This is a genomic window from Prevotella aff. ruminicola Tc2-24, from assembly GCF_900110895.1.
In the GTDB taxonomy this organism is placed as follows: Bacteria; Bacteroidota; Bacteroidia; order Bacteroidales; family Bacteroidaceae; genus Prevotella.
The window spans coordinates 135,527-147,872 of sequence record NZ_FOIQ01000001.1 but is presented as its reverse complement, the minus strand read 5'-3'; the positions used below and the strand labels follow the sequence as shown (position 1 = coordinate 147,872).

11 protein-coding genes and 1 pseudogene are annotated in these 12,346 nt (G+C 44.7%); 9 read left to right on the top strand and 3 right to left on the bottom strand.

Going from position 1 to position 12,346, the window contains the following annotated elements; translation table 11 throughout:
* Positions 1-7 precede the first annotated feature (7 nt).
* From BMY63_RS00615 to BMY63_RS12235, 3 genes are all read right to left on the bottom strand, one after another.
* On the bottom strand, positions 8-1,390 hold the full coding sequence (locus BMY63_RS00615) for a radical SAM/SPASM domain-containing protein (protein ID WP_091914059.1): 1,383 nt from the start codon (positions 1,388-1,390) through the stop codon (positions 8-10).
* 68 nt (positions 1,391-1,458) lie between these two features.
* Positions 1,459-1,632: a hypothetical protein gene (locus BMY63_RS12240; RefSeq protein ID WP_177178348.1), complete on the bottom strand. Its 174-nt coding sequence runs from the start codon at positions 1,630-1,632 to the stop codon at positions 1,459-1,461.
* A 117-nt stretch (positions 1,633-1,749) separates the two neighbouring features.
* Positions 1,750-1,902 (bottom strand): hypothetical protein, encoded by a 153-nt coding sequence (locus tag BMY63_RS12235; RefSeq protein ID WP_177178347.1) that lies wholly within the window; start codon positions 1,900-1,902, stop codon positions 1,750-1,752.
* A gap of 627 nt (positions 1,903-2,529) precedes the next feature.
* Here BMY63_RS12235 and BMY63_RS12495 point away from each other — a divergent pair.
* The 9 genes and pseudogenes from BMY63_RS12495 to BMY63_RS00575 all read left to right on the top strand — a co-directional run.
* Positions 2,530-2,928, top strand: a pseudogene (locus BMY63_RS12495) (ATP-binding cassette domain-containing protein); the annotation flags it as partial.
* A complete protein-coding gene (locus BMY63_RS00610) occupies positions 2,929-4,050 on the top strand; it encodes an ABC-F family ATP-binding cassette domain-containing protein (protein WP_371113569.1) in 1,122 nt (373 codons plus the stop codon). It begins immediately after the preceding pseudogene.
* A 67-nt stretch (positions 4,051-4,117) separates the two neighbouring features.
* Positions 4,118-4,699 (top strand): nucleotide exchange factor GrpE, encoded by a 582-nt coding sequence (locus tag BMY63_RS00605; RefSeq protein WP_256218886.1) that lies wholly within the window; start codon positions 4,118-4,120, stop codon positions 4,697-4,699.
* 29 nt (positions 4,700-4,728) lie between these two features.
* Positions 4,729-5,886, top strand: a complete 1,158-nt coding sequence (gene dnaJ / locus BMY63_RS00600) for a molecular chaperone DnaJ (RefSeq protein ID WP_091914053.1) — start codon at positions 4,729-4,731, stop codon at positions 5,884-5,886.
* 30 nt (positions 5,887-5,916) lie between these two features.
* Positions 5,917-7,230, top strand: a complete 1,314-nt coding sequence (locus BMY63_RS00595; protein WP_091914051.1) for a bifunctional folylpolyglutamate synthase/dihydrofolate synthase — start codon at positions 5,917-5,919, stop codon at positions 7,228-7,230.
* Between the two features lie 104 nt (positions 7,231-7,334).
* Positions 7,335-8,426, top strand: coding sequence for an aldose epimerase family protein (locus BMY63_RS00590; protein WP_091914049.1), 1,092 nt, complete (start codon positions 7,335-7,337; stop codon positions 8,424-8,426).
* Between the two features lie 42 nt (positions 8,427-8,468).
* Positions 8,469-9,779 (top strand): MFS transporter, encoded by a 1,311-nt coding sequence (locus tag BMY63_RS00585; protein WP_091914047.1) that lies wholly within the window; start codon positions 8,469-8,471, stop codon positions 9,777-9,779.
* A gap of 27 nt (positions 9,780-9,806) precedes the next feature.
* Positions 9,807-10,970, top strand: coding sequence for a galactokinase (galK, locus tag BMY63_RS00580; RefSeq protein ID WP_091899255.1), 1,164 nt, complete (start codon positions 9,807-9,809; stop codon positions 10,968-10,970).
* 180 nt (positions 10,971-11,150) lie between these two features.
* Positions 11,151-12,332, top strand: coding sequence for an aldose epimerase family protein (locus BMY63_RS00575; protein WP_091914904.1), 1,182 nt, complete (start codon positions 11,151-11,153; stop codon positions 12,330-12,332).
* The last annotated feature ends 14 nt before the right edge of the window (positions 12,333-12,346 follow it).

The window sequence follows — 12,346 nt, the reverse complement described above, 5'->3', positions numbered from 1 at the left end:
TTAATTTTTAAATTTCCAAAAAACTTGATCGATTAAATGCATGTAGTTCAAGTGAATTTTCAATTGCATATTTCATTTTTTCTGCCATTGATTTCTTTTCCGGGATACATCCCGCATTTTCGTCAGATGGAGACAATATGCGTTGCATAAAACATTCTCCGTTACATATAGGTAATACTTTACATCTCCTGCATTTGCTATGTTCATCGTATGGGGAATTCTTAAATCCAATAGAGAACTCTTTTATATTAGTAATCTTCATATTACCATCTTTATCGATATATCCAACAGAGTGTCTCTTGTCATAATCAATATACATCGGGCATTTATATAGTAGCAAATCAGGAGATATATAGAATCCTTCTACAGCATTCATGCAGCATCGGAAGGATCTGTTTCCCATTCCACGGTGAAATGAATATTGTAAATCTCTTTCCTTGGCCCATTTCAATAAATGTTCCTCTATCTCTAAGAACTCCGAAGGAGAAAAAAGCTTGGTATTAGGAGTTCTAGCAAGTGAGCACATCACAGGTCTGCAGAATAATTGCACATTATCCCTGTCTAAATGAGTACTTGCAATTTCATCAAAAAGATGAGGAATATTGACAAAATTATTTTTATCAACATTTATTCGTAGATGAATCTTTATTTTTTTTGATGCTTGGCCTATATTTTTCATTATTATTCCAAATGTCCCTTGCCCATTTGATTTAAAGTGCCTAATTTTATCATGAAGAGACGAGTCTCCATCTAGTGTAATTTGTGCAGCCTTAACAGAATATTTCAAGAAATCATCTACTTTGTCATCAGATAATAGGGTTCCATTGGTTATAATGGAGGCAGAGTAATTACAACCACTTTTATTACATTCATCTATTATCTGTTGGGAGATACGTTTTATTTTATTCCAAGAAAGCAAAGGTTCACCACCACTCCATCTTATATTTAACCATTTCTTGTTCCTAACTTCACTTGTAAGGAAGCTAGTGAGTGTCTTTTCTTGATCTAACGACATTAATTCGTTTTTGTCTTTCTCATAACAATAGTGGCAATTCAAATTACAACTAAGGTTTGGAAGAATAATTAACGATGAGAAAGCTGTGTTGACCACATCTGAATCATGAGCCATTTTAAGAAGTCTTTCTTCATGCATAACAGAACTGTATATCATCCTTAATGATAATAACACTTCAATATTGTCACTATCAATAGTTGCAGGCAGAATGCTATTATAGTTTGCATCTATAATCTCTACAGCTGCCCTGTCTGCATTTTGCAGAGTATTGAATACTGCAGGCGGGAACTCTTTATATCTATTACTTATGGTATTATAGATATAATATTTGTTTCCTACCGTTAGATAATAATTATACTTAGATATGTAATACATGTAATTATCATTTTAATGTTCGGGGAATATCTTTAATGGTTATTCCCCGAACGTAATTGTTAGTAATGTTATCCTATTGCATCACAAGCACATGTCTCTTGTTGCAGCTTTGTCTGTTGGACACGAGTGCGTTCGCGACTATCGCTGGCCTCTACAGAATTTGTAACATTACTACCACCAAGAATGGCAACAAGGTCTTCCCGTGTCAATCCTGATTTTTCTTTCAATTTTAAACTTTCCATAATTGAAAAATAGTTATTAATCCTACTCTTATAGCCTTTCGGTTTCCGCTCCTTTTATCCAGTCTGGTCTGTTTTACAGAGTTCCGGAGTCTGTTATATTTTACATATCAATTTTGTTCACATTATAATGTAGAAAGCAACAAAAGCCACAGCAACTAATAAAGTTGCTATTATTGCCGTACCATATCGAATTAATACTGGTGGTTTCTCCATCATGATGTTGCGAACCTTATCGCTACGGATTCCTATGTTCTCCAAATCTTTAGCCATATCTCAACTATTTAATTTCCTAATTCTAAACCACCAATTTCTTATAACTTATTGACTTTCAGCAATGATTAGAGCCAATATCTGGGAGAGGTTACGAATTAGTTACATACAGGAGTCCGAAATTCTCTGCGATTTGCGTAAACATCAATAACTCTTTATTGACCTCAATTGCAGTTACAAAGGTACAGCTTTTTATTGAAGTGAACAAGAAAAAACAATAAAACTATCGAGTCAACAGAAAGAATTAACATTGTAGCCCCACTGTAAGTCGAAAAAGGATTGTTTCAGCCCCCAAAATATTGCTCTTAGGATGTCAGCTATTCTGAAAACAATCACTTTCTCAGGCTATCACGGATACAGGAAATCACAAGTCCCTGACAGCAAAGAGAGGAGCGTATTATAATCTTGTAAAGAATCAGTTAGAATTAGGAAACTCCCAGTCCTCTGGCACACATTTTCACTGAATTGTTTTGAAGTCTCGTTTTTTTTCACTACCTTTGCAGCCCAATTAAAATATAATAAGGTAAAATAGAGATGATTACAGTCACGAATCTGGCAATACAATTCGGAAAAAAGACGCTCTACAAAGACGTCAATCTGAAGTTCACAAGTGGAAATATTTATGGCATCATCGGTGCTAACGGTGCAGGTAAGTCTACCCTGCTTCGTGCTATCAGCGGTGAATTGGAGCCCAATAAGGGCTCTATCGAGATGCACCCCGGTGAGCGCCTGAGTGTCCTGGAACAGGACCACTTCAAATACGACGAGTTCTCCGTGATGGACACCGTACTCATGGGGCATCAGCCCCTTTGGCAGAACATGAAAGAACGCGAAGCACTTTATGCCAAGGAGGAAATGTCAGAAGAAGACGGTGTCTGTGCCGCCGAACTGGAGATGGCTTTTGCAGAGATGAACGGCTGGGAAGCTGAGAGCGAGGCCGCACAATTGCTGCAGAACCTCGGAGTTGTTGAGGGACAGCACTACAAACAGATGTCGGAGATCTCAAACAACGAGAAGGTACGTGTCATGCTTGCCAAGGCGCTGTTCGGTCACCCCGACAACCTGCTGCTCGACGAGCCCACCAACGACCTCGATCTGGACACTGTACAGTGGTTGGAGGAATATCTTTCGAACTTGGAGCAGTGTGTACTTGTGGTCTCTCACGACCGTCACTTCCTCGATGCTGTCTCGACACAGACCGTCGACATCGACTTTGGCAAGGTGACACTGTTCAGTGGAAACTACTCTTTCTGGTATGAATCATCACAGCTTGCCCTACGCCAGGCACAGAACCAGAAGATGAAGGCCGAGGAGAAAAAGAAGCAACTGGAGGAGTTTATCCGCCGCTTCTCTGCCAACGTGGCAAAATCAAAACAGACCACCTCGCGCAAAAAGATGCTGGAGAAGTTGAATGTTGAGGAGATCACCCCTTCAACCCGTAAATATCCGGGTATCATCTTCTCTATGGAGCGCGAACCTGGCACACAGATCCTCGAAGTGGAAGGACTGAAGGCTGTAGATACCGACGGCACCGTTCTGTTCGATAATGTCAGCTTCACGATTGAAAAGGGCCAGAAGACCGTATTCCTTTCACACAATCCGAAAGCCATGACGGCACTCTTCGAAATCATCAACGGCAACCGCGAGGCTCAGGCAGGCACATACAAATGGGGTGTAACCATCACCACTGCCTATCTGCCACTTGACAATACTGAGTACTTCCAGTCAGAGATGAACCTGGTAGACTGGCTTTCACAGTGGGGCCCAGGCAACGAGGTCACCATGAAGTCGTTCTTAGGCAGGATGCTATTCAAAGAAGAGGATATCCTGAAAAAGGTCTGTGTGCTCTCCGGAGGTGAAAAGATGCGTTGTATGATTGCACGTATGCAGTTGAGGAATGCCAACTGCCTCATCCTTGACACACCGACCAACCACCTCGATCTGGAGTCTATTCAGGCGTTTAACAACAATCTCATACAGTTCAAAGGCAACATTTTGTTCGCATCACATGACCACGAATTCATCAATACCGTGGCTGATCGCATCATCGAACTGACTCCGAAAGGAACCATCGACAAACTGATGAGCTACGATGATTATATCTACGACGAGGCTATCAAAGAGCAAAAAGAGAAGATGTACGCCTAATTCGGCACGATTTTTGCAATTAGGAAAGCAGAATTAATAAAACCACGTAGTTATGACAGAAAAAGATATGAACATCGAAGACGAGGATATCCTGAACGAGCAGGTATCTGAGGAGACTGACAAAGAGGCAGAGACCGAAGGAACCGTCAATCCTGAGGATTCCGATATGACCGAGAACGCTGACGAGACCGAGGAGCAAGATCCCATAGAGAAGGCTCAAAAGGAAATCGCAGAGTTGAAGGATAAATGGTTGCGTAGCGTAGCTGAATTCGAGAACTATCGCAAACGAACTCTGAAAGAGCGTACAGAACTGATTCTGAATGGTGGCGAGAAATTCATCACTGCGGTTCTGCCTATTCTCGACGACATGGAGCGTGCCATCGAGAACGGAACCAAAACCGATGATCCAGAGGTGCTTCGCGAAGGAATGACGCTCATCCACCAGAAGTTCATGAAAGTACTTGAAGCCCAAGGTGTTAGTAGAATCGATACAGACAATGCAGACTTCGACACCGATGTTCATGAGGCCGTAGCCATGGTGCCAGGCATGGGTGATGACAAGAAAGGTAAAGTCATCGATTGCCTACAGCAGGGTTATAAACTGAACGACAAGGTAATCCGTCACGCAAAGGTTGCGGTCGGACAATAATGTTTAATATTTAATGTTTTGATTGTTTCATGGCGAAACGCGACTACTATGAAGTACTGGGCGTAGAGAAAGGCGCTTCAGAAGACGAGATCAAGAAAGCATATCGAAAGATAGCTATCAAATATCACCCTGACCGGAATCCTGGCGATAAGGAAGCCGAGGAGAAGTTCAAAGAGGCCGCCGAAGCCTATAATGTGCTTCACGACCCGAAGACCCGTCAGCAGTACGACCAGTTCGGATTTGACGGTCCGATGGGAGGAGGTTTCGGAGGTGGCTTCAGTGGCTTCGGAGGTACCAGCATGAACATGGACGATATATTCTCGATGTTCGGCGATATCTTCGGTGGTCATGGTTTCGGCGGATTTGGCGGACAGCGCCGTCCACAGCAACACCGCGGTAGTGATCTGCGCCTGAAGGTGAAGTTGACGCTTGAGGAAATCAACACTGGCGTGACAAAAAAATTCAAGGTGCGCAAGGATATCCACTGTCCCCACTGTAACGGTAGCGGAGCAGAGGCCGGCAGCGGCAAGGAGACCTGTCAGACTTGTCATGGTAGTGGCGTCATCACTCATACCACACAAAGTATCTTCGGCATGATGCAACAACAGAGCGTATGTCCGGCCTGTGGAGGAGAAGGTCAGGTTATCAAGAACAAATGCCATGAGTGTGGAGGTACTGGTGTAAAGAAAGGCGAGGAAGTCGTTGAAATCAACATTCCTGCAGGTGTGGCCGAAGGCATGGTCGTCAATGTGCCAGGAAAAGGAAATGCCGGCAAGCACAATGGTATCAACGGTGACATACAGGTATTCATTGAAGAAGAAGATCACGACACATTCATCCGCGACGGAAACGATTTGATATACAACTTGTTACTTGATTTCCCGACTGCGGCACTGGGTGGCGAGGTAGAGGTTCCGACCATCGAAGGCTCCAAGTTGAAAATTAAGCTTGATAACGGCACACAACCGGGGAAAACCCTGCGTCTACGCGGAAAAGGTCTACCCGCCGTACAAGGTTATGGCAACGGCAAAGGCGATCTTGTGGTAAACATCAGTGTCTACGTGCCCAAAACCTTAAGCCGGGAAGAGAAACAAGCTATTGATCAGTTCCGTCAAAGCGACAACTTCAAAGGCGACAAGCAAACGAAGGATTCTATCTTCCAACGCTTTAAGAACTATTTCAATTAATTCCGTTTAACCACAATCAGCATATCAGAGATGACGTACCAGGAGACATGTGAATATCTGTACAACCAGATGCCCATGTTTGAAAGACAGGGGGCCAGCGGTTACAAGGAGGGGCTGACGAACACATTAGCCCTGGATGAGCATTTCAAGCATCCACACAAGGCGTATAAGACTATCCATATTGCCGGTACGAACGGGAAAGGGTCATGTGCTCACACACTGTCGGCCATCCTGCAGATGTGTGGATACAAGGTTGGACTCTATACATCTCCGCACCTCGTGGATTTTTCGGAACGCATTCGAGTCAACGGGCAACCCATCGATGAAGATTATGTCGTGGAGTTCGTCGAACAGCAGCGCCCTTTCATAGAACATATACAACCGTCTTTCTTCGAGGTGGTTACGGCCATGGCGTTCAAGTACTTTGCAGAGAAGGAAGTCGACATTGCCGTTATTGAAGTGGGACTAGGCGGCCGTTTAGACTGCACGAATATTATCACGCCAATCCTGTCGATCATCACGAATATCGGAATGGACCACACACAGTTCTTAGGCCATTCATTTGAACAAATCGCCACAGAGAAAGCCGGCATCATCAAGAGTGGCATTCCCGTCGTCATTGGTGAGACCACACATGAGACTCGTCCTGTCTTCGAAGCGAAAGCAAAAGAGGTAAAGGCACCCATTATCTTTGCAGAGGACCAGCAGGAAATTAAAACATTCTCTCCATCCGACAATGGTATGAAATACCAGACCCAGCACTTCGGAATTCTGGAGGGACAGCTTGGCGGTATCTATCAGGCCAAAAACGCCAACACCATTCTTTGCGCTGTCAAGGAACTGGAGAAGATGGGATATATGCATGCATGTTCATGTCAAGAGGATGCCATATGCCAAAACAGAGAAGTAAGAGAAGGCTTTCTAAACGTATGTCAACTGACATCCTTAAAAGGTCGTTGGCAGGTTGTTGACGAAGCGCCACTCACCATCTGTGATACCGGACACAACGTGGCTGGCTGGCAATACCTCAGCGAGCAACTGAAAACGGTTAAATGTCATCAGATGCATATTGTGTTTGGAATGGTTGAAGACAAAGACATCGAAGGAGTTATCGCCCTGTTGCCGAAAGACGCGATCTATTATTTCACAAAAGCGAACAACAAGCGTTCCGTATCAGAGAACGTACTGAAGTTATACGCTAAAAGCCAAGATCTGAAAGGAGAGAGCTACCCGGATGTCATCTCGGCCTACAAAGCTGCCAAGAATGCTGCGACCGAAAAAGACTTTGTGTTTATCGGAGGTAGCAGTTATGTCGTGGCCGATTTTCTCAAGAACCGCATTTAGAGTTTTTTAATATATCAAAAACATTTTTTTCGTTGTTTCCTTCGTTTGTTTGGTTTTTTTTCTGTTCCTTTGCAGAAAGATAACGTAACTAAAAACATAGGAATATGGCGAACACAGCAGAAACAGCGAATCTGTGTGGTCTGAAGAGAGAAAACTTCCAGACCACAATCCATGGTAAGAAAACCGATTTGTACATCTTAAGGAACCGTAAAGGATATGAAGTGGCTATCACCAATTATGGTGGTGCCATTTGTGCTATTATGGTGCCAGACAAAGATGGAAAAGTGGCAAACGTCATCCAGGGACATGATAGCATCGAGAATGTTATTAACAGCCCTGAGCCTTATCTCTCCACTCTCATCGGCCGCTTTGGAAACCGTATTTGCAAGGGACAGTTCACCCTTAACGGCAAGGAGTATCAGTTGGCCATCAACAACGGACCCAACGCCCTGCATGGAGGTCCGACAGGTTTCCATGCGAAAGTATGGGATGCTCGTCAGATGGGCCCCCGTTCACTGGCATTGCACCGCATCTCTTCTTATGGAGAAGAGGGATTTACTGGTGAGTTGGACGTTACTGTGGAGTTCACCTTTACCGACCAGAACGAGTTGGTAATCGAATATCTTGCTACAACCAACAAGAAGACCATCGTCAACCTGACTCATCATGCATTCTTCAGTCTTGCAGGAACAGCAGACCCGACACCGACTATCGATGATCTGATCTGTGAAATCAATGCGGATTTCTACATCCCCACGGATGAAACATCCATCCCTACGGGCGAGATCCGCAAAGTGGAAGGTACACCGTTCGATTTCCGCACACCGAAACCTGTTGGAAAGGACATCGATGCCGATGACGAGCAGATCAAGAACGGTGCTGGATATGACCACTGCTATGTGTTGAACAAGCAGGAAGAGGGCGAGCTGAGTTTTGCTGCAAGAATCACCGATCCGAACAGCGGTCGTACGATGGAATGCTATACTACCGAACCTGGTGTGCAGCTCTATAGCGACAACTGGGCTACTGGCTATAAGGGTGCCAATGGTGCCACATTTCCCCGCCGCAGTGCCGTATGCTTCGAATGCCAGCACTTCCCCGATTCACCCAACCGTCCGTATTTCCCCAGTGTCATACTGAATCCCGGGCAGCGCTATAAGCAGAAGACCATATATCGTTTCGGAGTTGTTGAGTAATGAATATAACCATAAACAATTAAATAAAAGGAAAAAACTAATATGAGTACTCAAAAACAAAATGGAAGCATCATCGCCATCATCACGATGATGTTCCTCTATGCGATGATTTCGTTTGTCACTAACCTCGGTGCCCCCATCGGAGTCATCTGGAAAAGCCAGCCGGAAATCGGAGGTTCAAATGTGCTTGGCATCATGGGTAACTTCATGAACTTCTTTGCCTATCTGTTCATGGGTATCCCTGCAGGAAAGATGCTGACCAAAGTGGGATATAAGAAAACGGCTCTCATCGGTATTGCTGTAGGCTTTATCGGTGTGCTGATACAGTTCCTCTCCGGATTCTCAGGAGGTATCTCAGGATTCTGCGTATACTTGTTTGGCGCCTTTATCTCTGGTTTCTCAGTATGTATTCTGAACACCGTCGTCAACCCGATGTTGAACCTGCTTGGTGGCGGAGGTAACCGTGGTAATCAGCTGAACATGATTGGTGGAACACTGAACTCATTGTCAGGAACATTAACCCCCATGCTGGTAGGTGCCCTCATTGGTACTGTGACAGCGTCAACACAGATGGCCGATGTCAATCTGGTCATGTATATTGCCATGACCGTCTTTGCAGCCGCCTTCGTTGCCCTGCTCTTTATCCCCATTCAGGATCCTGAAATGGGTAAGGTGACTGCCGACACAAAATTCGAGCACTCACCGTGGGCTTTCCGCCACTGTCTGCTCGGTGTCATCGCGATCTTCGTGTATGTAGGTGTTGAGGTAGGTATCCCTGGTGGTCTGAATTTCTATCTGTCCGATACGTCTGACAAGGGTGCTGGTCTTTTGGCTGATGCCGCCACTATCGGTGGATCTGTCGCTGCCATGTACTGGTTGCTCATGCTGGTTGGCCGACTGATATCCAGTGCTATTGCTGCCAAGGTCTCTTCACGACAGATGATGCTTTTCACAACCTCTGTAGGAATGGTCTTGATACTCGCAGCCATGCTGACACCGAAAAGCGTTACCGTCACCATGCCGTTGGTAAAGATTCTGGAAGGAACCGTTGAAATGACCACTGTCCCGATGAGTGCAATGCTTCTGGTCTTGGTTGGTCTCTGCACTTCAGTGATGTGGGCTTCCATCTTTAACCTCGCAACAGAGGGCCTCGGTAAATATACAGCTCAGGCATCTGGAATCTTTATGATGATGGTTGTCGGCGGTGGCGTACTGCCAGTGGTTCAGAATTTCTTCGCAGATATCATGGGATATATGCCTAGTTATTTCATCTATCTGCTGGGTGTAGCCTACATGTTCTATTATGCGCTCATCGGCTGCAAGAACGTGAATAAGGACATTCCTGTCGATTGATTTTTATAAACCTCTAATTTTTTCATTATGGATATTGAATTTGTAAGAAGTCGGTTCATCAAGCATTTTGATGGAAAGACTGGTAATGTATATGCATCTCCCGGACGTATCAACCTGATTGGTGAACATACCGACTATAATGGTGGATTCGTATTCCCTGGAGCTGTTGACAAAGGCATCATGGCCGAGATGCGTCCCAATGGTACGGAAGACACTGTGATGGCATATGCTATCGATTTGAAAGACCGTGTCGACTTCAAGCTTTCCGATCCTAAAGGTCCAAAAGCATCCTGGGCTCGATATATTTACGGCATCTCACTGGAAATGAAAAAGTTGGGAGTTCCTGTCAAAGGCTATAACATTGCCTTTGCTGGTGATGTCCCCCTTGGAGCTGGTATGTCCTCGTCGGCAGCTATGGAGAGCTGCTTCGCATACGGTCTGAACGACCTTTTCGGGGAGAACAAGGTCTCACAGTGGGACATGGTTTTGGCTGGTCAGGCTACAGAACATAACTATTGCGGTGTGAACTGTGGTATTATGGATCAGTTTGCTTCCGTCTTCGGTAAAGCAGGTTGTCTGATGCGTCTCGACTGCCGCAGTCGTGAGTTTGAGTATTTCCCCTTCAAGCCCGACGGATATCGTCTGGTACTGCTCGACTCTGTTGTCAAGCACCAATTGGCAGGCTCTCCCTACAATGATCGTCGCAACTCTTGTGAGAACGTGGTCAAGCATATTCAGGCTAAGCATCCAGAAGGTAAATTCGAGACCCTGCGAGACTGCACATGGGAGCAACTCGAGGAGGTCAAGGATGAAGTGGGTTCTGAAGACTACAAGCGCGCCAAGTTCGTTCTCGGTGAAAAAGACCGTGTATTGGCAGTCTGCGATGCCCTGAACGAAGGCGATTACGAAAAGGTAGGAGAATTGATGTATAAGACACACGAAGGTCTGTCAAAAGACTATGAGGTGTCATGCGAGGAACTTGATTTCTTGAACGACATCGCCAAGGAGAACGGTGTTACTGGATCTCGTATTATGGGCGGTGGTTTTGGTGGTTGCACCATCAATCTCGTACGCAATGATCTTTATAAGAAGTTCATCGATGATGCGAAGAAAAAGTTCAATGCAAAATACGGACATGAGCCTAAGGTCTACGACGTTGTTATAGGCGATGGCTCACGTAAAATTTGTTAGTTTCTACTTGACATAAACACAGTATCTTGTGTTTATAAAAGTTAAATACACGCGGTAAGGTGTAGCAATTACACTTTACCGCTATTTTTTTTCTTTTTTCTGTTGCTAGTTCAAAAATATATTGTAATTTTACACCCAAAAATAAACACTGTAACATAAACAACTTAAAACACGTAAATGATGAAAGCACTAAAAGAAACGATGATGGGAATCAGCGTCATTGCGCTGATGCTCTCTGCATGTGCAGGTAGCCAACAGGCTTCAAAGCTCACAGTATCCGGTCTTGATCCTGCTAGATTTGACACAACGATCCAGGATAAGCCTGTGAAACTCTACACGTTGAAGAATGACAACGGAATGGAAGTATGTATCACGAACTATGGCGGGCGTGTAGTTTCTCTCTGCGTTCCTGATAAAGACGGTAAGCCTACCGATGTTGTTTTAGGTTTTGATAATATTGCCCAATATGCTGACACCATCAACACGCCTTCAGACTACGGATCAAGTGTTGGTCGTTACGCTAACCGTATCAAAGATGGAAAATTCACTCTCGACGGAATCGTATATCAACTTAAGAAGAACGATGGTCCCAACTGTCTGCATGGCGGTGGAAACACAGGTTGGATGCATCAGGTCTACGATGCAGAACAGATTGGAGACTCAATCCTTAAGTTGACCATTGTGGCTGCAGACAAAGAAAATGGCTTCCCTGGTAAGGTGATGGCTATCACAACTTACAAACTCACTGCTGATAATACCCTTGATATGACTTGGGAGGCAGAAACGGACAAGCCGACGATTATTAACCAAACGAATCATAATTATTATAATCTGAGTGGTGACTTCACTCAACCCGGATATGATATGATTCTCTATGTAAATGCAGACAATTTCACTCCAAGTGACAAGCTTTATATCCCGACAAGTGAGATCAAGTCTGTGGAAGGAACTCCCATGGACTTCCGTACACCGCATGCCATTGGCGACAGTATCCAGTCTCAGTATGACCAGATTCAGAATGCCACAGGTTACGACCACAACTTCTGTCTGAACACTTATAAGGACGGTAAAGGGGATGACAAACAGGTTTGCGCCAGCCTCTACTCTCCAAAGACAGGCATCTTCATGGAGATGTTCACAAACGAACCAGGTGTTCAGGTTTATTCTGGAAACTTTCAGGGTGTAGGTCCTGATGCCAAGATTGCTCGTAAGCACGGACTCACCTACCCCAAACACGTGAGTGTATGTCTGGAGAGTCAGAAATACCCCAACTCACCCAACCAACCTACATGGGTACAGCCTACACTGAACCCGGGAGAGAAGTATTACAGTCATGCTGCATATAAATTCAGTATCAAATAAAAACCTAAAATCAT